Source organism: Actinoplanes cyaneus (genome assembly GCF_016862095.1).
GTDB classification, from domain to species: domain Bacteria; phylum Actinomycetota; class Actinomycetes; order Mycobacteriales; family Micromonosporaceae; genus Actinoplanes; species Actinoplanes cyaneus.
Map to the genome: position 1 here is coordinate 154,519 of NZ_BOMH01000036.1, position 21,607 is coordinate 176,125.

Sequence of the window (21,607 nt, forward strand, 5' to 3'; positions counted from 1 at the left end):
TTCTCCACCTCACCGCTTCCGTGCAGTCTCGCGGGGCTTTCATGCAGTCTCGCGGGCAGTGCTCCGAGGCGACCGACAGTACTCGGTTAAGGGTAGCCTAACCAACAACCTAGCTGGGATTTTCCGTACCAATACCCTCCGCGAGAATTACCTTACGTAACGTGGCTGGGCTGCCGGTTTTGTCAAGATACCTGTCGGCAACGCGCTACTAGCCCCATCCGGATACCCGATGCCGTGACACTGAGAGTGCCGTCGCGAAGGGGACATCCGTGATGACCACCTCGCCCGTTGAACGGGCCGCAGATCAGTTCGTTACGGCGCTTGCGCAATGGCGGGCCGAGCGCGGAATGACCAAGAAGCAGCTCGCCGCGCGCATGGGCTTCGATCCTTCCTATGTCAGTCACGTCGAGGGCCGCCGGCACAAGCCGACCGAGGACTTCGCCCGCCGGGCCGAGGCGGTGCTGGGCTCCGGCGGTCTGATCTGGCAGCGCTTCCAGGAATACGACGAGTTGCGCCACGCCCGCGGCACGATGCACCGGGACCCACCCGTGCCGGCCCAGTGGCTGCCACCCGGGACCGGCCTGGTGGTGGAGCGCGAGGTCGCCGAGCTGGCGTACATCGGCGGCGCCTACCGCTGCCGGGTGCGCCGCTCGCTCTACAACGCCGGCACCGAGGCGGTGACCCGCTACCTGGTGAAGATCTCCGTCGACCGGTACCCGAACGACCCGTCCGGCTCCAACCGGCACCACCGGGAGCACCCGCTGGCTCTCGACGAGATGGAGATCCACGCGGTGGCCGGCGAGGGCGGCGCGGCCGAGCCCATGCAGTGGCGGATCAAGCTCGATCGGGACGCGGCCAAGGAGCTCTGGCTGCTGTTCGCGAACGAGCGCGGCCAGTTCCCGCTCTACCCCGGAGAGCGGACCACGATCGAGTACGCGTACACGGTCGGCGAGGAGAAGTGGGGGCAGTGGTTCCAGCGCGCCGTGCGGCTGCCCACCCGCTCGCTCACCGTGCGCCTGGACTTCCCGGAGCGCTTCGAGCCCCAGGTGTGGGGCGTCGAGGTGTCCCTGAACGCGGAAGTACCGGTGCGCAGTCCCCTGGAACGCCGCAACGAGGGAGGTCGCGCCATTTTCGAGTGGTCCACCGATCAGCCTTTGTTGAATGCCCGGTACCGCCTCGAATGGCGGTTCCGTGGCGCTGACGCCCCGCAGTACGAGGAGCTCGCGCCCTCCGAGCCGGCCCTGCCCCGCGCCTCGCACCGGATGCGCGGGATCGGGATCATCCAGCGCGGTTCCGACCTGCTCCGGCAGCGGGCCCGGCACTTCCAGCTGCCGCGCGAGGCGCCGGCCGCCCGGGAGACCGTCACCCGCCTGCTCACCTCGCTCGCCCAGCTCGAGGACCTGCACGAGTTCAGCAAGGGAGTGGGGCTCGCCGCGTCGCAGATCGGCATCCCGGCGGCCGCCGCGGTGGTCCGCCCGCCGGAACGCGAGATCGATCCGGTGGTGCTGCTCAACCCGCGGGTCGTCGGCGAGTCGGTGGACTGCGACGAGCGGTACGAGGGCTGCCTCTCCTTCTTCGACTACCGCGGCCTGGTCGCCCGGTCGTTGCGGATCGAGGTGGAGCACGCGCGGTTCGACGGCACGCGGGTGGTGACCGTCTTCGAGCGGGCGCTGGCCCGGCTGGTCAGTCACGAGATCGACCATCTGGAGGGCCGGTTGTACGTGGATCGGATGGCACCGGACGCCAAGCTCGTGCCGATCGCGCAGTACCAGCAGACCGGCCGGCCCTGGGAATACTGAGTCAGTCGCTGAACGCGTCATACTTGACCCGGATCGAGGGAACCTGCAGCTCGGCGAGCGTCCTCAGGGTCGACTTGACCATGGCGCCGGAGCCGGAGACGAAGAAGTCGTGCTCGTTCCACGGGCCGTACCGGGCGACCACGTCCGAGATGTTGCCCTGCTCGCCGGCGAACCCCGGATCGTCGCTGCACGCGGTCACCACCGACAACCAGGGATAACGGGCCGCCAGCCGGTTCAGGTCGGCCAGGTCGTACAGATCCTCGCGGGTCCTCGCGCCGAAGAAGACGTGCACCCAGCGGGTCCGGTTGTACCGGGTCAGCTCCTCCAGCAGCGACTTGATCGGCGCCAGGCCGGTGCCGCCCGCCACGAACACGGCGTCCCGGGTCGATCTTCGGTCCAGGGTCATCGAGCCCATCGGCGCGGCCAGCTTGATCATGTCGCCGACCTGCAGTTTGCGCACCAGAGCGCTGGACACCCAGCCGGCGCCGAGCGCGCGGACGTGGAACTCCAGCGTGTTGTCGCGCCGCGGGGCGTTCGCCGGTGAGTACGTACGCCACAGCCGCGGCTGGTACCGGGTCGCCTCCAGGCTCAGATACTGCCCGGCACGGAACTCCAGCGGCTGCAGCGGCAGCACCGTGAAGACCGCGATGTCCCGGGAGCGGCGCTCGTGCTGGACCACCTCGCCGTACCAGTACGGCGGATTCTGATCAGCGTCAGCGCCGGACAGCATCTTCGCGGCGATCACCGCGTACGCGTCCGCCCACGCCTGGTCGTACTCGACGCCCCACTGCTCGCCGGCGAAAGCCCGCATCGACTCGATCAACGCCCCGCCCACCACCTCGTAGTGTTCCGGCACCACGTGGAACTTCCGGTGATCCCGCCCCAGCGCACGCAGGTAGTCGTCGAAGCGCTCGGGATCCTCCAGGGTCTGCACCGCGGTCACGATCGCTCCCAGCAGCCGCGTGCGCTGCACGTCCATGTGCACCGGGAACAGCTCACGAAGATCCGGGTGCGACAGGAACAGCCGGGCGTAGAAATAGCCGGCCACCTTGTCCTGATGCTCCTCGACGAGACTCCAGCTCTCCTTGAGCAAGCGTGCGAGGTCTCCCATGCATTCAGGGTGGTCAGCGCAGTCGGGAACACGACGCACGCTCGGTGCGACTCATCACCTGCCGCTTGTCCATATGACCGATTTTGTGCCCTCGTAAAGTGGGGCCCGTGACTTTCGAGCGGCAGCAGTCCACCCGATCGGCGTACCCCGCCGAGATAGCCATCGTCATGCTGCTGTCCCTCGGACAGTCGGCGATCTGGTCGGTGGTGTCGCTGACCGCCAAGCTCACCGCCGGCAAACCACTGGCGAGCCAGACCGCGACGCTGAACCCGGCCACGTCCGCCCGGCCCTACCTCGACCTGACCAACCAGCTGCTCGGCATCGTCTTCGACCTGATCCCGGTGCTCCTGGTCTGGTACCTGCTGCGCCGGGACGACATGCGACCCGGGCGCGACCTCGGCATCGACCTGCGCCGGCCGGGCTTCGACATCGGCTGGGGCGCCGGACTCGCCGCCGGCATCGGGATCCCCGGGCTACTGCTGGTCTACGCCGCCCTGCAGCTCGGCCTGAGCGCGCAGATCGTGCCGAGCGGCTTGAACGCGTACTGGTGGACGGTCCCGGTCCTGATCCTGGCCGCGATCCAGAATGCGGTGCTGGAAGAAGTGCTGGTCGTCGGTTACCTGATCACGCGACTGCAGCAGATCGGCCGGCTCTCCGTGCCGCTGATCATCCTGTGCTCGGCCGTGCTGCGCGGGTCCTACCACCTCTACCAGGGCTTCGGCGGCTTCATCGGGAACGTCGCGATGGGCGTGGTCTTCGCGCTGTTCTACCTGAAGACGAAACGGGTGATGCCGCTGATCGTGGCGCACAGCCTCCTCGACATCACCGCGTTCGTCGGTTACGAACTGCTGCCCGACTCCTGGCTCGACTGGCTGCGATACCACCCGTAACGGCGTTCCGCCCGCGTCGCGACCGTCTCGGCCGCGCTCCAGCCGCCGAGAACCGCGCTGATCAGCGACGTCCCCGGCAGCACCCGGTCCGCCAGCCGCAGCGCCGCCCAGCCCGCGCCGCTGCGATAACTCGGCAACAGAACCAGGATCTCCGCGGCGCGCTCCGGGTCCGTCGGATCCAGCCCATAAGCCGCGGCGACATGCAGCACCAGGCTGGCATGCGTGATCGCCGCGGTTCCGACAAGAGCAATCGGCGCGTACGTCCCGGAAAGCGCGCTGAGCAGGCCGCGTTGCGCCGCCGCGCGGGTGAACCGGGCCGTGGCCAGCCGTGCGAGGGCCTGCGGGGTGGCGGTGGGGTAGGTCGCCCGGGTCCGGTCGGCCCAGGCGGCGGCCTGCGGGCCGAACGTCTCGACAGCGGCGTCGGCCAGGAGTTTCGGGGCGTTGCGGGGGTCGGCCAGCAGGCGGGGCCAGAGGTCGAGGAGCAGCTGGTCCGGGGTGGGGGGCGTTTTCGCGGGCGCCTTTACCGCTTGCGCTGTCTCGGCCCTTGTCACCGGCGCTAGTTCGGCCTTTGGTGCCGGCGCTGCTTCGGCCCTTGTTACTGGCGCTGCTTCGGCCTTTGGTGCTGGCGTTGTCTCGGGCGGCATCGGCGTGGCCGCATCCGGCTTCGGTGGCGTGGCCTTGCGGGCGCGTTTTGCCGGGGTGGCCCGCTTAGCCGGCTCGGCCGGGGTGGTCGGCGTCGCCGGCTCGGCCGGGGTGGTCACCGCTTTCGCGGGAGTGGTCTTCGCGGCGGCGCGGGCTCGCGGGGCGACCTTCTTCGCCGGGGCCTTCCTGGCGGCCTCGGCGGGCGGGTCATCGGCGGGACGTGCGGGGCGCGGTGCTCGAGTGGTCTTCGGCACATTCGCCGTGGTCCCGGCCACTGGTGGAGCCTCGGAGGCCTCACCCGCCGTACCCGAAAGCGGGGTTGGTGGGGCCTTCGAAGAGTGACTCTCGGCACTCGTTCCGGGGCGGGGCGGTTGGAAGGTGACCGTCGGCGGCGCCCCGCGGCGCGTCGGCCGAGCGGTCGGCTCCTCCGACTGCGGCGCGCTGAAGGGCGCACGCGGATCCCGGGCACGCGGCGTCTGCTTCTCCTCCATCCTGCGCAGCGTAGTCGCAACCGCAACGTTTCGCCTGTTCGTGGCCTTCGTGGCAGATCTTCGGGACGTTTCGGGCCGACCTCTTTGTGCGGCGCCGAGGGCGTCCGGTACGCTCAATCCTCGGTGGCTGTCACAGGTCACCGAGGAGACTTCGCCTAGTCCGGTCTATGGCGCCGCACTGCTAATGCGGTTGGGGTTTTACCGCCCCTCCCGGGTTCGAATCCCGGAGTCTCCGCGCGAAAGCCGGGTGTGTATGCTGGCTGAGCACTGAGAGAGCGCCCGTAGCTCAATGGATAGAGCATCTGACTACGGATCAGAAGGTTAGGGGTTCGAGTCCCTTCGGGCGCACCGGAGTGAGCAGGGGATATAGCCGGAAGGCTATATCCCCTCTGCTTGTGTGGGTCATATGTGGGTCATGGTCGTGCCCCACGTCTGACTCGCTTCTGAGCAGGCCACAGGGCTGTTGGCCCGTGATCCAGGTGTGCGCTCGAAGGGACTCGAACCCTCAACCTTCTGATCCGCGGTCAGATCTCGTTCAGAAAGTTCGGGATTTGAATGTGTAGTTGTGAAGATTTGACGGAAACCGAGTCGAACTCAAGCTCCTCGAAGAGCCTGCCGGGCAAGGTGTACCCGCGATGCGGATGTCGGAGTTCGCTGACAGGGCAGCAGGTTTGGAAGTGTCCTCGGCGTGGTGAGCCGGGTCATGGCAGCTGGTACTACGCCATCCAGGTGACGGGACTGGACGGGCGGCGGAACCGGGCGCGGAAGGGTGGGTTTGCGAGCCGTAGCGAGGCGGAGCGGGCTGCCTGGGAGTTGCTGGAGCTGCCAGGCCCCGAGGCGGTGGCTCGGATGTGGACTGTGGGGCGATGGTTGGAGTTCTGGCTGTCTGAGCAGGAGAACCGGCTTCGCCCGAACACGGTGATCAACTATCGCAGCATCGTCCGCAAGCACCTGGTTCCGGCGTTGGGCGCCCATCGGTTGAACAAGCTCAATACCCGTGATGTGCAGCGGGCCATCGACGTGATCGCCCGGAAGAAGGTTCGTGGTGATCGGTTGATCGCCGCGTCATCGGTGCATCGTGCGCGGGCGGTGCTGCGAAGCGCGCTGTCGGAGGCACGCCGACAAGGGATGGTGGGTTACAACGCGGCTCGGGCCGTGCGGGTGCCCAGCGGTGTGCGCCCTCACGCGGTGGTCTGGACCGAGGAGCGGATCAAGGAGTTCGAGGAGTTCGGGATTCGTCCGCGGGTGGCGGTGTGGGACCTGCCGGATGTCGGCCGGTTCCTTCAGGCGGTAAAGGATGATCCGCTGTTCCCGTTGTGGTGGCTCGTTGCGCTGCGTGGCCCGCGCCGGGGAGAGATCGCGGGGCTGCGCTGGGAGGATGTCGACCTGGTCGCTGGCTGCTTTTCGATCAGGGAACAGGTCACGGTGGTGAACGGCAAGGAGGTCATCGGCCCGCCGAAGTCCGCTGCCGGTGTCAGGACCCTCGCCTTGGACGACTACTCGGTCCAGTTGCTGGAGGCTCTCCGGGAGTGGCAGCGGAGGAACTTCGGGCAGGTGGGCGCAAAGGATCGGGTGTTCCGCCGGGCTGATGGGCGGCCGGTGCGAGCGGAGTGGTTGACCCGTCGGTTCAAGGAGCTCGCGGAGGAGGCCGGGCTGCCTCCAGTGCGGTTGCACGACCTCCGCCACTGTGCCGCTGGTGCCGCCGGCGCCGCGGGGGTGGATCTGATGACGATCCAACGCGATCTCGGGCATGCCAGCCCGGTGACGACCGCGGAGACGTACTGGGTCGTCTTCTTGGAGGTGGCGAGGCGGTCGGTGCAGGCGACCGCGGCGTTGCTGCTGAAGCATGCCAAGGTCCGGATGTCTCTGGAGGCCGCGTCGCAGGCTTGACGAGTCATCTGGACCCGGTGGTTTCGTCGATATGCGGGGCACTATCTCTGGTGGCGTGCCTTCGGATCGCGTGACGATCGAAGTGCGCGGAGAAGCCTCCGCCCACCTCGACGCGCGGTCGCTCACATGACATGTTCGCGAGAGCTTCGTCTTGCCGCAGCGGATATGCGTGCGGCGCGACTGCGGGTCGCCACGACATCGGCCGGAGTGCCGCACAAACGTGTTCGCGGACGGACCATGGTGCGCTTGAGCACAGGGCAGACTCGTCTCGTCCGGCCGGCGGTAAGGATGAGCCGGGCGGTTTCCTCAGCTGCTCGGCGTTGAGTGGCGGGCAGGACGTTGGTGTAGACGTCGGCGGTGAGGGCGACGTTGGAGTGCCCGAGCAGGTCCTGGATCGTCTTGAGGTCGGCGCCGGCGGAGTGCGCGAGGCTGGCGGCGCCGTGGCGCAGGTCTTGGAGACGGACCGGTGGCAGGCCGGCGCGGTCGATGAGCAGTTGGAGGCGTTGGGTGAAGTAGCCGGGGTGGAACGGGGCGCCGTCGGGGCGGGTGAACACGTAGCCGCTCGGCAGGTACGGCTTGGCGGCGGCGTCACGCCGGATGTGGTGGCGTTCCTGGCGCCGTCGGTGCAGGCGGAGTACCTGCACGGTGTGCTGGTCCAGGGCGACGATGCGGCGGCTGGTCGCGGACTTGGGCGGTCCTTCGTGGATGGTGTATCCGGCGGTGGTGCGTTGCCGGGTGACGGTGAGTTGGGCGTGGTCGAGGTCGATGTCGGTCCACCGCAGGCCGGCGGCCTCGCCGCGGCGTAGCCCGCGCAGGGCGAGGAGCCACCAGAGCGCGTAGAGGCCGTCGTGGCGTACCGAGTGCAGGAACTCGGCGAGTTGTTTGGCTGTCCAGACGGCGACGACCGGGTGCTCGCCGGTGGCGCGCCAGGCGGCGACGCGGGGCTCGGTCCAAACCTCGGCGCGGGGACGGTCACGGGCCGGCAGCTCGACCCGGGTGGCCGGGTTGGCGAGGATGACGCCGTCCCGGAGGGCGGCGTTGAGCGCTGCTCGCAGCGTCGTGTGCACGTGCTGCAGGGTGCACACGGTGTTGGGCCGCCCGTGCCGGTTGGTGGACTTGCCGATCGCGGCGAACGCGGCGGTCAGCTGTCGGGGATTCAATTCGGCGAGGGTCAGGTGGCCGATGGTCGGGATCAGGAATCGGTCGATGTCGTGGGTGTAGTGCGCTCTCGTGGTGGGCCGGATCCGGGTGCGGGTGGTCAGCCAGTAGCGCAGCCAGCGGGTGACGGTCCAGTTCTGTCCGGTGCGTTCCTCCAGGGATATCGCGAGCAGGGCGTCGCGTGCCTGCTGGGCGGCTTCTTCGGACGGGTAGCCGCCGCGACGTATCCGTTCGACGTTGCCTAGCAGGTCGTGGGTCGAGCAGGCGAAGTACCAGCTGCCGTGACCCGGTTCCGGCAGACGTGGGCAGCGCTCGGCGCAGCGCCGTCCCGTCGTGTTGTCGGTGCATCCACATTTCTTGAAGATTCCGTTGGTCGTTGTCATGTCGTCCCCCGTGGTTCTGGTTGTCCTCGTTTCGGGTTCGGCCGGCTGGGATGTCGAGCGCGAACGGATCGGTATGTCTGTGCCGGCCGTCGGCGGACTGGTCGGACACCGTGGCGTGGGGCGTCGAAGTTCACGGGCTCGACCTCGTGCCGAGCCCGTGAGGTCGAATCCCCGCGGGTGTGCGCCACTGCTCGCGGTCGGCGGCGTTGTCACAAGAAGCCGTGAGTGGCGGGCTGCCCACATCCCTGATGGCGATCGTGCCCCGCTGAAACGTCGCCTGGGCCGACCGATTCGCCCTCGGTGCTCACGGCATTCCGCACACAGCGTGTTCGAGGAAGCCCATGCGATGCACTATTTGCGCTTTATAACCCGACGGTACGCCGGTTCACCATGCCTGTTCATGGAACACCATGGTTCCCCCTTAACAATCATGGCTCTCAGTTGAGTGCGATGGTCGACAGGTGATCGACCACGAAGGACCGACCCCGCTCTACGTGCAGGTGGCTGACGCTGTAGCCGCACGTATCAACACGGGCGAGCTCCTGCCAAATCGGCCGATCCCCTCGGAGAATCAGCTGGTCCAGGAGTACGGCGTGGCCCGTGGCACCGCACGCAAGGCCATCCAGTTACTCCGGGAACGCGGCCTTGTGATCACCGTCGTCGGCCGTGGCACTTATGTCGCGGCCTCCACTGACGGCCAGGCGCCGGCTCACTAGCCTTTTGGTTCGTGGGGTCCTCGAATTGCCTCAGTGGGTGCGCGTAGCCCACAAGCGTCGCTTGAGTGCTCGACCCGGCAAGCGCGCCTGATCTGGGCCGCCTTTGCGCGCTCGACATGCTGGTGAGTCGGATTGTGGCCAGCGCACCAGTAAGGATCGAGCGGGCTCGCGTTGCGAGCTGGTGTCGGAAAGCTTGACCGTTCGGATGGGCGGGTCGTGGTGGCCCCAGGGTGATGAGCGGTCGGGACCGGGCTTGCCAAGGCCTGACAAGAACGCCGTCCGATTCACTCTTTAGGGCGGTGTCGCGGGGCCTCCTGGTGTTGTCGCATAGGCGATCATCGGCGGAGTTTGGCCTGATCAAGCCAGGTTCACCGCTGCACGTGCATCTGCATGTGCATGCACCGATGCATCTTCCATTGCAGATACGTCGATCGGTGGTCACCATACGTTTGTGCCAGACCGAGACTCACGCCAGCATTCGCAGACGCGCCAGACAACCGGTCCGTTCTCGCGACGGCCTTTGCGCCTCCGTCGGCACTCAGCCGCACGTCTCCGTCTCCGCAGAGGGGTCGGCGCCGCTAGCTCCCAGGGCTGCCGGCGCCTCCTTCGCCTGGCACGTGCGGGTCGCGGCAATCAGCGCTGGGTGAAGGCGCCCGGCGAACCTCGTCCAGGGCAAGTCCTGGTGTTGATCGCTCCTCGGGTGCTGCACGCCGCTCGGCCAACCGGCCGCATCTCCCTAGTCTCCCTCGACCGCCGTTCCGGCGAACACAACACGGAGTCACACGTGTACTCGATCGCGCTTCCGCAACCGGAGGCCAGTGGCCGCCCGGAAACCGCTCAGGCGATATTCGGCCGCCAGCTCAACGCCCTCCGAGAACGCGCCGGGATCAGCCTTGAGGCGGCCGGCGCGCATCTGGTCTGCGACAAATCCAAGATCAGTCGTATCGAAGGCGGCAAAGTTACGGTGAAGGATGACGACCTGCACCTACTTCTTGACCTCTACGGCGAAGACGACCGCGAGGAGCGCTTAGCGCTGCTGGGCTTCAACGCAAGGCTCAACGAGCCTAAGTGGTGGCGGAAGCGTGGCCATTTGCTGCCCGAGTGGTACTGCTCGTACCTCGTCTTCGAGTCCGCCGCCACCTTGATCCGCACCTACGAACGTCATTTCGTCCCGGGGCTACTGCAGACCAAGGCGTACGCCGAGGCGGTTATCCGCTGCCGCTATACCGACGAGACCCAGATTCGCCGCCTGGTCGATATCCGCATGCACCGCCAGAAAGCCGTTCTGAAGAAGCGCACCGCCGGCAACCAGACGCGCATCCTGTGGGCAATGATCGACAAGGCGGCGCTCGACGACGTCTTCGGCGACCCAGGCATCATGCGAGAACAGATCGCCTTCCTGAGCCGTGCCCTTGAGACACTCAACGTCCAGATTCAAGTCGTGGAACGCGGCGCACTAGCTGCCCGCAGCAACTCGTTCTCAATCCTGCGCCTACGCGGACAGCTCCTGTCAGAGGTCGTATACCTCGAACAGATCGACAGCGCTCAGTTCTTCGATCATCCCGCCGGGTCCGAATCCTACCGGCAGGCCTTCTGCGAGATCGCTAACGTGGCCAGGGAGCCCTCGGGTACGCAGGCATTTCTTGCAGAGGCCGCGGACAAACTGCGCGATTGATGTCCCGCCTGTGTGGCTCGGCAAGCTACTCTCACGGCTGCAACTCGCCCGGTTGATGCTCGCGGTAAGGAATGCGCTCGCAAGTCATCCGCCATGTTTGACTTAGATCCGATGCAGGTGTAACGCGGGTTACGCGACGGTAGCCGCGGCAACTTGAATCCGCCTGTGCCCTCTCCGGTCGGATACCGGTCGGAGGATGGGACTTCCCGACGGAACCGCCAGAACCCCTGCTGGAACGGCATCTAGACCGGCGTTCAGTGAGGCACTCACAAAGTTGTCCACAGCGGAGAGGCGTCCTGTCCACAGGCCTCGCGAAACTTGTCCACCGCGGCAGTTGGGCGGCGGGACTTAAGGATGCGACTATCTGCACCGGCAGTAGGTACGCCTCCGGCCCGAGACCCTTCTCGTAGTCCGTATCGGGGTGGAGATGTACCGTCTGCCTACCGCAATGTCACCAAGTGCCCGAGCCCCTGCTCGGTGACGAACCTAGGACGTCACCGCCGTGGCGTCTCCGGTTACCGGCCCGCAAGCCGGCGGCCCGGGAGGGCACATGGGTGGCAAAGCGCGACACGACCGGAATGAGGAGCATGAGGAGCACGACGCAGCCGACCGCCGAGATCCGACGGACGACCTCTGGAGGATCACGGAAGGCGGGCTGCAACTGGCCGCCTTGTATTTTGCTTACAAGCAAAACGAGGGCGCCCAGCACGCTGCTGAGGCCCTCGTCCTGCTGATGCATCTTGTCCGGCGCATCTAGCTATCGCTTCATCCGGGAGTGAGGGTGTGGACCCTCGGGGAGGGGCCGTGTTGACGCACGGTCCTTCTCCGTCTCAAGCGGTAGCGCTGATGCTGTCCGGAGAGTCCGGACAGCATCTTGCATGAGAAGGGTAAACCACGTGTAGACGGCATCGCCGCTATGCGGGGCCATTTCCTGGTTCTGCGGCCGCTTACCATCCCACACTGTGCTGCTGAAGTCTCCTCAGCGTGCATAAGCCCGAAGCCGGCTATCAAGCCGTGCCGCGCCCAATCGGCGGCAGCACAGACCACAAGGCGCGCCGCCGACCGTCGAGCCGATCCACGGCGCGGTCGTCGAAGGCAGCTTCCAGCGCTTCCCGGCCGGGCTGGGCTTGTCCCATCGAGAAAGTGCTGTTCCAGCCCCTCGCAATAGTTTGTGATGCCTGCCGTTCGCTTCCGCTGCCATGCACTCGCCATCAATCAACAGCGAGCGACCGAAAGGTACACGCTGCACATGAAGCGTAGGCAACCTTGTTGTCGCTTACGGGTTCCCGCGGGGTCTGGCAAGGCTTTCGTAACGGAAGATCGAATTGAGCAACATCCCGGCTTCCAAGCCGACACCGACGGCCGCCATCACTCTCGTGCCCCACGGCCTGCACCGCGATCGGTTCTAAGACTCGTCCGGCTGCCGGGCGATGGCCGTCTGGTGACCGTAGACTGTGGCACGCCACACTCCAGTTGCGACTTCCGCAGCATGCCGATTCGCCCGTGGAGGGCCGAGTGGATCCACACAAGGTCGGAGTTGTTCTCATCCACGGCTTCGTCTCCGGTCCCGACACGTGGCGCCATCTAGTCGGGCTCATCCGCAGTGACCCCCAGCTCAACTTCGCCGAGCCGCTGACCTTCCAATATTCGACGCCTCCCATCACGTACTTTCTCCGCCGGATACCGAACTTCGACGACATCGCCGAAAGCCTGCGGCTCTATCTGACCGTCGAGGCGGGCGAGTTCCCGGAACTCGTCCTGATCACGCACAGCCAGGGTGGGCTGATCGCGCAGCGCTACCTGCAACAAATGATCAGCGAGGGCCACGCTCCGGATTTGCAGCGCATCCAGCAGATCCATCTGCTGGCCTGCCCGAACAACGGCTCACAGCTGTGGCTGTCCGCCCGGCGCTGGTTCATGCCACGCAACCCTCAGGAACGACAGCTGAGGCCGCTCGATGATGCGGTGGCTAGAGCGCAGCGGGCCGTCCTCACCGGGATCGTCCACGCGCGCGAGGTCTCGCCGACCACCTGTCCGATCGAGATGAAGGCGTACGCCGGCGAATCGGACGGCGTGGTGCCACCGGCCTCCGGCCGGGGACCGTTCCCGGACGGAGGTGTCCTGCCGGGCGACCACTTCACGATCATTCGCGCGAAGGACGCGCGGCACCGGACCTTCACGACTCTCAAGCATGAACTCCTGAAGTTACGCCCCGATTCCGACCAGAGCGCCAGTGTGCATAGGGCCCGGGTGCCCACCCCGGGCGGCGCCGAGCGTGTACCGGCGTGGCAACAACACGTCCTGATCACGCCCGAGAAGCTGCTCCACGTCGAGCGGACGCTCGACCGGCTCGTCACTGAGATAGCGGACGATTCGTACAGCGCGAGCTCGGCGCTGGCGGTGTGGGGCGAGGGCGGGCTGGGAAAGACCGCAGTAACCTACGCCGCCCTGCGCGCTCTGCCGCCGGATGCGTTCACTCACATCGTGTGGGCGTCCGCCCGTAACACCCGCTTCTCCACCACCGACGCCGGCACCCGGTCGGTCGAGTCGATCTACTGGCACGACCTGCTCTCCATGGTCGCTCGTCAGCTCAACTGTCCGTTACCGCCCAACCAGGCGCTCTGGGAAGGGAGCCTGCAAACCTTCCTAGCCAGCTCGCTAAGCCAGATTCGGATCCTGCTGGTCGTGGACAACCTGGAGTTCCTCTCGGCCGCCGACGAACTCATCGGGCGACTGCGCCGGCTGGGCTTCGGCCCACCCCATAAGATCGTGGCGACGACGCGGTGGAAGTCGGCCGCGGATGACCTCGACGTCCGTAACATCGAGATGCGGCCGTTCACCGAGCAGCAGACGTACGACCTCGTCCGGCACCACGCGCAGGGCAGCTCGTCAGATCTCGGCGGCGCGACCGACGACGACCTGTCGGTAATCTTCCGGACCACCGAGGGCAACCCCTTCCTCATCAAGCTCGTCACCTTGAGTTACGTGGCGAGTGGAAAGGCGCTGCGGCGGATCGTCGACGAGCTGACCGACGCGTCACGTGGTGGGCTCGGCCAGGCCGTACGCAACTGGTTGTTCGATCGATCCCTCGACGAGCTCAGCCGGCGCTTCTCCGAGGAGAAGACCCTCAACCTGCTGTTCGCCTTCTGCGCCACCGCTCGAGGCGGCTCAATGACCTACGAAGAACTGCGCGCCGAGAAGCTGGCGCCGACCGAGAAAGAATTCGAGCAACTGCTGGAAGCCGCGTGCCGGCTGGGCCTGGTGCGGCCGTCCAATCTAAACGCGCGCTACTCCATACACAGTCTTCTGTACGAATACACGTGCCCACTTACGCAGATGGGTGGGCGACATTAACCGATGAGCCACACTACCGCCACTAGGAATTGGGCGCGTCTGTTCGAGGAGACGGCACACCGCAAGTTTCCGCCCCGTATCAAGGACGCTGTCGCCGATCCCGGCCGATTTGCGGACCCGGGCGAACTTCCCCAGTTCGTCACGCTGTTGTCGGCCGGCCTGCTGGTCAGTGAGCATGCCGACACCGCCATGCTCGCCGACCTGGTGGAACGGTCGATCACGACCATGCTGACCGTCGGACCCGGACCAGATTTCCGCGACCATGAGGAGCTTCTCTCGACCGCCGTCCGGCTCATCGATGTCCTCGCGAGGCGCGGCGAACGAACGACCCAGCTGTATCTCCTCGCGGCTCAGTTCCGAGCGGGCTATGCCAACACCGACGCCGTCCGGAACGCCTATGTCGAGCGCGCCGTCAGCAGTGCGCAAGACGACCGCGAACTAGCGTCGGCGATGCTATTCCAGGCCCGATTCCACGCCGACCTGAGCGACTACCCGAAGGCCCTCACCGTCCTTGACCAATGCCGGCCGCTTGTAGCCAAGACCGCTCTGTCCGATCTCCGGGCAGAATGGAATGCTGCGTGCGGCCTCGCTCACTACTACAACGAACCGGCGACCGCGCGCCGCTTTTTCGAAGAGGCCATCCGGGTGGGCAGTGACCACCCGGACTCCACGTCGGCTCGGCGCGCCGTGGGGAATGCGCTGCATTTCCTCGGCCGAATCGCCGCCGACGAGGGCGAATACCATCGCGCGCTCACTCTCTACATCGAGGCGAGCAGGCTCTCTAGCGAGTTCAAGACCGGGCACGGCTACTACCATCAGCGGGTGGCCGAGGTTCTCGTCGACCATGGCGACCTCGATGAGGCGCAATACCACCTTGAGGAGGCCGAGAAACTGTTCAAGGCGGTCGGTCAGGTCAGCAACGGGCTGCAATTGCTTCAGGGCACCTGGGCCCGCTGGCATCTTCGCGCCGGCCAGGTAGACGACGCAGTACGGTCCCTCAGTCTGGCCATCGCCTCGAGTCGCTCTGAACGCGCCGCCCGCGTGGAGCTGATTCTCCTGGCGGAGATGCTTCGCGTACGCCTGCGGCAGCGCAAACCCTTCGCCATCGCGGCCGTTCTAAGCCGAGCCGGGCGGGTTTATCTGACCGCCGAGGCCATTCGTTCGCCTAGGGCGTTCATTCGGCAGACCGTCGCGGTCGCCGACCGCGCCATCACATTTCTCCGGGTCAGGAAAGCTCCAACCGGCGCCGGCAAAGCGAGCCCCGACCAGGTCCGGTGCCCGTGCGGCGCCAAACACCACCGCTCCGACCGGCAGCAGGCTGACTCATAGCAGGCCGCACGATGGCCGCCGGCGTAACTAGCTACGGTGTGCGGTCCTGACTCGACATCTCCAGTGATCGCACCTGCTGCCGAGCCCATGAACAAGGCGTTCGCGTAGTCCGGGCACACTTCGCGATACCGACCAACCCGCGAGGCAGCCTTCCAAGCTGAGGCCACGGCAAGACGCTTCCTGGCTTCGCGACCGACGGTCAACCGCGTACGGCACCACCGCTGGCCGCGTCGCGCTCGTCGACGAGCTTCTCTCTTGCTTCGATGAGTCGCTGTAGGTGACGCCGTTGTTCTGCGCCCCAAAGGTCTCCGGAGACTTGGTGCTCCTTTTGGACTTGTACCGTCCAAACCTGACCTAGGAACGAAGCAGCGGCGAAGATTGAACCGACAACGAGCGCAATGCCAAGCTCTTTCGTTTCCTTTATTAAGGTTAAGGCCACGCCGGCAGCGAAGGCGAAAACACAGACACTGACGAGAACAAGGAACCAGCTCCTTGACGTCATTACTTTGTTGACCTTGACCGGTCCAATATGCACTTGCCACGTGGAGATGTCTTTCCAGGCCTCATTCAGCTGCCGCTCGACTTCACGTAGGTCTGCAACAACCTCACTCGGATCTCGTCGCATCACGGGGACAAGCGTACGAGCCTCCGGCAAGGCCCTCAGTCAGTTCTCGGCTCAGGGTGGCCGAGGGTAGATGGGTGACTAACTGGGTGGCAACCGCCGGTGACTACGCCGGACACCCATGGCCGATTGCGGGTTGAAGTTCGCATGTCAGCCCAGCGTCAATTACGCTCATTCAAGATCATGAGTTACTTGGGGGCCAAGGGGTCGACACGCGACCTAAGGCCTATATCGGACGTCCCTCGGTTCTTGTCACGTTCCGCGAGATCCTCTCCAGCATGAAGACCGCTGAAGTGCTGTCGATCATCGCGATCGGCATGAGCACCGTGTCGCTCGGCTGGCAGATTGTCTCGTGGCGTAGATCCGGTGCGCTGATTCGAGCTACGGTCAACCAGGCGCTGGTCGGTCATGAGGGCATCTGGTGTACCAACGTCACTGCTCGCAACTTAGGCCGTATGGCGGTCAGCGTGACCAACTGGGGTTACCAGTTGCCCGGTCGGAAGGCTGGCAACATCTTCATGACGCGCCCGCTACCGATCTCTCCTACGTTGCCCCATCGCCTGGAGGCCGGCGCAGAGGTGTCCTTCTACATGGAAACCGACGCGATTCAGCAGGTTTGCAAGCAGAAGGGCTTGCCGTATCAGCGGGTCCGCGCATGGGTCGACTTGGGTGATGGTCGCAGGATCAAGGCAAGGCGCCGGGGGATCGGACTCAAGTAGTTGCCCGGTTCGTCCGCCGATGGCTGCCTTGCTGGACATGATCCGTTTGCCGGACCGCGTGCCAGATCCGTGCCAGACAGACCGGTCGTTCGCGGTAGGCAGCGGGGAGCGACGGTACCTTGAACCGCGCCGATACAGGTCAGCGGCTTGCGGGTCAGCGATCTTGGCTGGGCACCGTCCTGGCAGTATGGGAGTCGATCCGCATATGGTCGATCGCAAAGCAAAGAAGTCGCTGCCGAATTCGTCTCTTCTGGATCAAGGTGCCGCGCGAGCGCGGCGCGGCCGGCCCGCTCGGCCTGCTGGCGGCCTCCGGCCGGCATCGGCCGGCGAGCCGGCCAGCACGGAAACCGTTCGGCGAGCTGGGCTGAGGCTGCGATCATCCGGCGATGGAGATCTGGTCCCACGGCGGCAACCGGTACGAGGTCATCTCGATGTACAGCGTCCCCGCCGATGCCTGGTACTACGAGCTGCGTGGCCTCGACGAACCACCAGGCGCCGGACCGAACCTCACCATATCGATTCCCGACGCGACCCCGGACGGACCGTTCACACCGACGCCGCCTGAGCATGTCGTGGTCTATGCCGATGGCGGCGTCCTGCCCTGGCGGATCCTCGGGAAGCTGATCCACCTTCTCGAATCCAGCGGCGACCTGGTGGAGGAGGGACGCGACCTGTCGAGCGAGGCAGTTGCGCTGCCCCTGACACTCAACACCTGGTCACACGACGGCCGGCGGTTCGAGGTCAACCAGTTCCACCACGGCGACGCCGACTCGTGGTGTTACGAGCTTTACGAGGTCGACCCGGACAACCCTGAGAACAACTACATCGAGGTCCGGATCCCCGACGCCTCACCGGAGTCCGGCCCGTTCGTCCCGATGCCCACCGATCACGTGACCCTCACCATGCACGGGCACTGGGCACTCCCCTGGTCCGTCTTCCGTCGGTTCCTCGACGCCATCCAGGCCGCCGGAGACATCGTGGAGCCCAGCGGCAACGAATCCCCACTCGCCGAGCGGCCCTGACGATCGCCGCGGGTGGTCACCGGCTCCGGTGCTTCCGGCGATCGGCTGCTGCCGCGCCGCTTCGCGGCTTGCCACCGGGACAGGTGGTCACCGGGAGCGGCAGGCCGACGGGCCGCAGGCAGCCGAGTCAGCCACGATCCCGGGCCATTAGCGGGCCAGTAACCGAGATCAACAAGGGCCGCGAGCGGGCACGGGCGGTCACTCAGTCACCCATCCTAAGTAGGCAATTCGCCTAGATCACGGCGCTGCGGGGCGATCTGGATCGACGAGGTCCTCATCGAGAACCGGATCGGGCAACAGACCGTCGACTACTACACCAACAACCTGCACTACTGGATCCTGCCCGCCATCGGCGACATGACCATTCGCGAAGCCACCGTCGGCCTGGCCGTCCGCCACGGGGCGCTCCCCGCTAACCCGGTCCGCGACGTCGGCCGACTACCGAAACCACGCAAGGCCGTCCAGCCAATGACTTTCGACGAGATCCGGCTGCGGTCGCTGATCGGCTTCGCTTTCCTCGCCATCTATTTCGGCGGGCCCTAAAGACTCGAAGTCGCCAGGCCGTCGCTGCAGACCCGCGTTCGTCCGTACGCGTCCGCCAACGGACAGAGGATAAGACAACCATGGTGAACCATGGACAAGTAACAGTCTGCAGGAGTACTTTGTGGAGGAAGCCGAGTGCCGAGGAGCGGCCGTCAGCGCTACCCCGCCCGCTGGCCACGGCGTTGGGGGTGACTAGCGGCGACGATCGGAGGAGGTGCGCACAGAAAGTCCGCAGATGTCAGCTTCGGCCCTGCCGCCGACGGCGGTGCGTCAGCGGTCGTAGAACACCCCTCGCACGGTGTCGATATCAGCGCCGGCCAGTGCGGTGAATTCGCGCGGTGATGGGACCAGCAGCATCTGGCGGTACATATCGGTCGCGTTTCGGAGCGCGCCGAGGGCCTGCGCCAGCAGCTGTTCCTGCCGATCGATGTATTCATACAGCTTATGGATGGCGTCGGTCATCGACTGGATCACCGCTTGAACGGTGGCGCCGCTGATCGACAGGGCTTCGTCCTTCTTGTCCGGGACGGTGCCGAGGATCGCCCCGAGCGACTGGATCGCCTCTGCGGCGACCGCGGAGCCGGCAGGAAGGGCTTCTGGGGCGGCGGCGACGACCACGACTGCGGCGATCGCGCCGACGACGGTTAACACGGTCTGTGTGCTCTTCTTGCGGTTCATACACCACTGGTCGAGGGAGTCGAGGACCTTGATGGTGGTCTCCCCGATGGTCCAGATGTCGGTGAGCTGCCGACGCCGGATCTCCAGGTGGGCGTCCATCACCTCGGCGAGGCTGGTCGCGAGCTGATGCTGCAGCCCGGCGGCGTCAGCCAACGCGGCGCAGTAGCCGGAGAACGCGTTGGCCGCATCGCCGGTCCAGTACTTCATGTGAATCGTCGTGATGTGACCGACGAGCTGACCGATGGTCTCACCGGCCGCGTCGGCGCCGGCCAGGGAATCGGTCGACAGCTGCCCGCCCGCTTTGCGGGTGAGTTTCAGGCTCGGGACCAGGGTTCCGGCGGTGCGGTAGAGCGGGCCGGTGAGCGACGCGTTGATGCTGTCCGGGTCGGGCACGGAGAACGCGGTGAAGTAGCCGGGCACGTCGGCGAGGGCCTGGCGGACGTACTCCTGGACGTTGGCGTTGTCCTCCGGACGGCCTGAGCTCGGCGCGGCGTAGTGGGGGTTGCCGGTGTCCATGCCCGGGGTCTGGGACTTGGTGTAGTCGTTGATGGAGCCCTGCTGGGCTTGGCTGTACGAGTCGTCCTGCCAGAGGACGACCTCGGCCGCCTTGTCGACGACGCGCTGACCCAGAGCGTGCAGGTCGGCGAAGCTGCGGTAGACGTATCCGTCGGCCATGACAGGTTCCTCCCTACCTGGTGATCCGGATCGCGGGCGGTTCCTCAGCCGGGATGTGTTCCTGCCCGGCGGTGCTCGGCGGGGTTCCGCCGGCCCAGTACGACTGGAGCAGGGCCTTGCCGGAGTCGGTGTCGGTCTGTTCGAACAGGTCGGCGATGTGGATGACGGTCTGCCCGGCGCTGAACAGGTTCTCGGCGCTGTGACCAAGGATGTTCTGCAGGTCGTCGCGCAGGCTCTGCCAGAGGGACGTGATCTGGCTGGGCGGTCCGCCGGCTGTCACCGTGAAGGCGGGCTGCTCGCTGTCGGCCGTCGCCGCCACGGCGTTGTTGACCTTGCCGTAGATGTTTCCCATCATCGGCAGTGACATCCGCCCGATGATGTACAGCTCGTTGATGTCCGCGGTGAGGTTGTCAGCCATGATGGTTCCCCCGTGTCGTCGGCTGTGTGCGGGTCAGGCGGTGCAGGCCGCGGTGGGTACCGAGTCGAGGGTGAGCGCCGGCTGGCCCAGGGCGATCGCCACGCTGATCGTGCTGCGATCGGTGGCCTTGGGCACGGCGAGTTCGAAGCTGACCTGGTCGTCCCGGATCTGCCCGGTCATCCCGTAGATGATCTTTCCGTTGCTGTCGCGCAGGATCAGGCTGGCCGTGGGGGAGCACAGCGCCGTGTTGGCCGGGTCGGTGGTGATCCGGCCGGTCACGGTCGACCGGCCGTGGCTGTCCGGGGCGCCGGCCGTGACACCGGTGACGCTGACCTGGCGCGGCCACGCGGCGAACGCCGTAGTCGGCGCCGGTGTCGCGGCCGCGAAGGCGGCCTCGACCTTGCCGACCTTGCCGGGCTTGTCCAGGTAGAAACGGCCCGCGCCGGCGAGCTGCTGCCCGGGCAGCAGGACGACCAGGTCCGGCAGCTGCTCGTCGGTCCCGGCCACCGGATTCCCTGAGGGATCGACCACCCGGATCTTGACGGCGGCGTTGATGACAGCCTCCGGGCAGTCGTTGCGGGCCACGACGCCGTACCGCACGCTCTGCCCGACGACGGCGAAACCAGCCTCGATGACCGTCGGCAGACACGCCGGCTCACTGCGGGACGGCCGCGGCCCGGCACTCGCAGCGAGCGGCGGCGTCGTGTCACCGGCAGACGGCTTCCCGTCACCCCGGTTCACAGCGAACAGCACACCGGCGGCGACCAGCACAACGATGGCCGCAGCGATCCACCACCAGCGCCGCCCGGTCGTGGAAGAAGGGGAAGTCATCGTCGCTCCCAACGTCGATCGCCGGCGGTCACGCCACGCCGCCACGGGGGCAGGCCCGCCGACAGGTCGTAGTAACGGTCGAGCAGTTGGGCCCGCGACGACCGGTAGACGCTGATCGCCGCGGCGGACGCGGCCAGCGCCTCACCGATGAACCGCTGCTGCGTCAGCTCCCGCTGAGCGCCGCTGCGGATGGTGACCGTCCACGTCGCCAGGGCACGGCTGGTGATACTGACCCAGCCGCCGGGCGAGACACCGGTGACGGTCAGCTCCTGAGCCTCCTGCTCGAAAGCCCGGTCCGACGCGTCACGGTCGGCCTCGTAGCCGTCCAGGTAGGCTGCCTCGATCTCCGCGTACTCCCGGTGATACCGCACCCACGCGAGTGTCGCCAGCCAGCCGAGTTGGTGACCTAGCGCGGCGTCGTCGTAGCCGCCGTAGGAGCGCTGCTGGAACGCCAGCGACACCTGAAGTCGTCCCTGCACTCCAGCGCGGATAAGGCCATCGGGCGAAGCAACCTCGACACTGATCCGTTCGAGCTGTGCAGCTAGCTGCCCCACCGGGACCCCCATAGATCGACAACTATCGTCGGTAGGCTCGCCGGATAGTACACCGATCGTGACCCCATCGGTTCAACGAGTGATCAACTTGGTGGCTGGTTGGGGTC

At 66.3% G+C, this 21,607-nt stretch carries 19 protein-coding genes and 2 tRNA genes; 13 read left to right on the forward strand and 8 right to left on the reverse strand.

The annotated features are described in order from the left end of the window. Window positions 1-272 precede the first annotated feature (272 nt). The gene (locus Acy02nite_RS23175; protein WP_203744197.1) at window positions 273-1,799 is read left to right on the forward strand and encodes a peptide deformylase; all 1,527 of its coding nucleotides are present in this window, start codon (window positions 273-275) and stop codon (window positions 1,797-1,799) included. A gap of 1 nt (window position 1,800) precedes the next feature. Here the strand turns inward: Acy02nite_RS23175 and Acy02nite_RS23180 are convergent, their stop codons facing one another. Further along, window positions 1,801-2,910, reverse strand: a complete 1,110-nt coding sequence (locus tag Acy02nite_RS23180) for a globin domain-containing protein (protein WP_203743838.1) — start codon at window positions 2,908-2,910, stop codon at window positions 1,801-1,803. A gap of 167 nt (window positions 2,911-3,077) precedes the next feature. Here Acy02nite_RS23180 and Acy02nite_RS23185 point away from each other — a divergent pair, with 167 nt between their 5' ends. Next, the gene (locus Acy02nite_RS23185) at window positions 3,078-3,800 is read left to right on the forward strand and encodes a CPBP family intramembrane glutamic endopeptidase (RefSeq protein WP_203744200.1); all 723 of its coding nucleotides are present in this window, start codon (window positions 3,078-3,080) and stop codon (window positions 3,798-3,800) included. Here Acy02nite_RS23185 and Acy02nite_RS23190 read toward each other — a convergent pair. After that, window positions 3,749-4,351, reverse strand: coding sequence for a hypothetical protein (locus tag Acy02nite_RS23190; RefSeq protein WP_203743840.1), 603 nt, complete (start codon window positions 4,349-4,351; stop codon window positions 3,749-3,751). The genes Acy02nite_RS23185 and Acy02nite_RS23190 overlap by 52 nt on opposite strands. A 726-nt stretch (window positions 4,352-5,077) precedes the next feature. On the opposite strand from Acy02nite_RS23190, the gene Acy02nite_RS23195 reads away from it, so the two are divergent. The 3 genes from Acy02nite_RS23195 to Acy02nite_RS23205 all read left to right on the forward strand — a co-directional run bounded on the left by Acy02nite_RS23195 (window position 5,078) and on the right by Acy02nite_RS23205 (window position 6,823). Next, window positions 5,078-5,168 (forward strand) — tRNA-Ser (locus Acy02nite_RS23195). A 40-nt stretch (window positions 5,169-5,208) separates the two neighbouring features. Then, window positions 5,209-5,281 (forward strand) — tRNA-Arg (locus tag Acy02nite_RS23200). A gap of 276 nt (window positions 5,282-5,557) precedes the next feature. Next, complete coding sequence (locus Acy02nite_RS23205) at window positions 5,558-6,823, forward strand: site-specific integrase (RefSeq protein WP_203744202.1); 1,266 nt, start codon at window positions 5,558-5,560, stop codon at window positions 6,821-6,823. Window positions 6,824-6,945: 122 nt separating this feature from the next. Here the strand turns inward: Acy02nite_RS23205 and Acy02nite_RS23210 are convergent, their stop codons facing one another. After that, window positions 6,946-8,364 carry a tyrosine-type recombinase/integrase gene (locus tag Acy02nite_RS23210; protein ID WP_203743842.1) on the reverse strand — a complete coding sequence of 473 codons (1,419 nt, stop codon included), beginning with the start codon at window positions 8,362-8,364 and terminating at the stop codon, window positions 6,946-6,948. A 461-nt stretch (window positions 8,365-8,825) separates the two neighbouring features. On the opposite strand from Acy02nite_RS23210, the gene Acy02nite_RS23215 reads away from it, so the two are divergent. The 5 genes from Acy02nite_RS23215 (at window position 8,826) to Acy02nite_RS23235 (ending at window position 15,438) form a co-directional block, all read left to right on the forward strand. Next, window positions 8,826-9,080, forward strand: coding sequence for a GntR family transcriptional regulator (locus tag Acy02nite_RS23215; protein WP_203743844.1), 255 nt, complete (start codon window positions 8,826-8,828; stop codon window positions 9,078-9,080). Window positions 9,081-9,864: 784 nt separating this feature from the next. Then, entirely contained in the window at window positions 9,865-10,755 is an 891-nt protein-coding gene (locus Acy02nite_RS23220) for a helix-turn-helix domain-containing protein (RefSeq protein WP_203743846.1), read from the forward strand. A 550-nt stretch (window positions 10,756-11,305) separates the two neighbouring features. Beyond that, window positions 11,306-11,512, forward strand: a complete 207-nt coding sequence (locus Acy02nite_RS23225; protein WP_203743848.1) for a hypothetical protein — start codon at window positions 11,306-11,308, stop codon at window positions 11,510-11,512. A 758-nt stretch (window positions 11,513-12,270) separates the two neighbouring features. Next, window positions 12,271-14,109 (forward strand): alpha/beta fold hydrolase, encoded by a 1,839-nt coding sequence (locus Acy02nite_RS23230; protein WP_203743850.1) that lies wholly within the window; start codon window positions 12,271-12,273, stop codon window positions 14,107-14,109. A gap of 3 nt (window positions 14,110-14,112) precedes the next feature. After that, window positions 14,113-15,438, forward strand: a complete 1,326-nt coding sequence (locus Acy02nite_RS23235) for a tetratricopeptide repeat protein (RefSeq protein WP_203743852.1) — start codon at window positions 14,113-14,115, stop codon at window positions 15,436-15,438. A gap of 199 nt (window positions 15,439-15,637) precedes the next feature. Here Acy02nite_RS23235 and Acy02nite_RS23240 read toward each other — a convergent pair whose 3' ends face one another. Continuing rightward, window positions 15,638-16,066, reverse strand: coding sequence for a hypothetical protein (locus Acy02nite_RS23240; protein WP_203743854.1), 429 nt, complete (start codon window positions 16,064-16,066; stop codon window positions 15,638-15,640). Between the two features lie 272 nt (window positions 16,067-16,338). Between Acy02nite_RS23240 and Acy02nite_RS23245 the strand changes: the two genes are divergently transcribed. The 3 genes from Acy02nite_RS23245 (at window position 16,339) to Acy02nite_RS23255 (ending at window position 18,344) form a co-directional block, all read left to right on the forward strand. Next, complete coding sequence (locus Acy02nite_RS23245; protein WP_203743856.1) at window positions 16,339-16,779, forward strand: hypothetical protein; 441 nt, start codon at window positions 16,339-16,341, stop codon at window positions 16,777-16,779. Window positions 16,780-17,165: 386 nt separating this feature from the next. Further along, window positions 17,166-17,801 carry a hypothetical protein gene (locus Acy02nite_RS23250; protein ID WP_203743858.1) on the forward strand — a complete coding sequence of 212 codons (636 nt, stop codon included), beginning with the start codon at window positions 17,166-17,168 and terminating at the stop codon, window positions 17,799-17,801. Between the two features lie 357 nt (window positions 17,802-18,158). Further along, window positions 18,159-18,344: a hypothetical protein gene (locus tag Acy02nite_RS23255; protein WP_203743860.1), complete on the forward strand. Its 186-nt coding sequence runs from the start codon at window positions 18,159-18,161 to the stop codon at window positions 18,342-18,344. A gap of 270 nt (window positions 18,345-18,614) precedes the next feature. Here Acy02nite_RS23255 and Acy02nite_RS23260 read toward each other — a convergent pair whose 3' ends face one another. From Acy02nite_RS23260 to Acy02nite_RS23275, 4 genes are read right to left on the reverse strand one after another with little or no spacing between them, the layout of a single operon-like run. After that, window positions 18,615-19,697, reverse strand: coding sequence for a hypothetical protein (locus Acy02nite_RS23260; protein ID WP_203743862.1), 1,083 nt, complete (start codon window positions 19,695-19,697; stop codon window positions 18,615-18,617). Between the two features lie 13 nt (window positions 19,698-19,710). Next, window positions 19,711-20,115 carry a hypothetical protein gene (locus tag Acy02nite_RS23265; protein ID WP_203743863.1) on the reverse strand — a complete coding sequence of 135 codons (405 nt, stop codon included), beginning with the start codon at window positions 20,113-20,115 and terminating at the stop codon, window positions 19,711-19,713. Window positions 20,116-20,148: 33 nt separating this feature from the next. Continuing rightward, window positions 20,149-20,946 carry a hypothetical protein gene (locus Acy02nite_RS23270; RefSeq protein WP_203743865.1) on the reverse strand — a complete coding sequence of 266 codons (798 nt, stop codon included), beginning with the start codon at window positions 20,944-20,946 and terminating at the stop codon, window positions 20,149-20,151. Further along, entirely contained in the window at window positions 20,943-21,425 is a 483-nt protein-coding gene (locus tag Acy02nite_RS23275; RefSeq protein ID WP_203743867.1) for a hypothetical protein, read from the reverse strand. Before Acy02nite_RS23275 ends, Acy02nite_RS23270 begins: the two co-directional genes overlap by 4 nt. Window positions 21,426-21,607 lie beyond the last annotated feature (182 nt).

Coding starts and splice junctions, on each gene's coding strand:
- Acy02nite_RS23175 (WP_203744197.1), top strand. CDS start 273: ATGACCACCTCGCCCGTTGAACGGGCCGCAGATCAGTTCGTTACGGCG.
- Acy02nite_RS23180 (WP_203743838.1), bottom strand. CDS start 2,910: ATGGGAGACCTCGCACGCTTGCTCAAGGAGAGCTGGAGTCTCGTCGAG.
- Acy02nite_RS23185 (WP_203744200.1), top strand. CDS start 3,078: ATGCTGCTGTCCCTCGGACAGTCGGCGATCTGGTCGGTGGTGTCGCTG.
- Acy02nite_RS23210 (WP_203743842.1), bottom strand. CDS start 8,364: ATGACAACGACCAACGGAATCTTCAAGAAATGTGGATGCACCGACAAC.
- Acy02nite_RS23225 (WP_203743848.1), top strand. CDS start 11,306: ATGGGTGGCAAAGCGCGACACGACCGGAATGAGGAGCATGAGGAGCAC.
- Acy02nite_RS23235 (WP_203743852.1), top strand. CDS start 14,113: ATGAGCCACACTACCGCCACTAGGAATTGGGCGCGTCTGTTCGAGGAG.
- Acy02nite_RS23245 (WP_203743856.1), top strand. CDS start 16,339: ATGAAGACCGCTGAAGTGCTGTCGATCATCGCGATCGGCATGAGCACC.
- Acy02nite_RS23250 (WP_203743858.1), top strand. CDS start 17,166: ATGGAGATCTGGTCCCACGGCGGCAACCGGTACGAGGTCATCTCGATG.
- Acy02nite_RS23255 (WP_203743860.1), top strand. CDS start 18,159: ATGACCATTCGCGAAGCCACCGTCGGCCTGGCCGTCCGCCACGGGGCG.
- Acy02nite_RS23260 (WP_203743862.1), bottom strand. CDS start 19,697: ATGGCCGACGGATACGTCTACCGCAGCTTCGCCGACCTGCACGCTCTG.
- Acy02nite_RS23265 (WP_203743863.1), bottom strand. CDS start 20,115: ATGGCTGACAACCTCACCGCGGACATCAACGAGCTGTACATCATCGGG.
- Acy02nite_RS23270 (WP_203743865.1), bottom strand. CDS start 20,946: ATGACTTCCCCTTCTTCCACGACCGGGCGGCGCTGGTGGTGGATCGCT.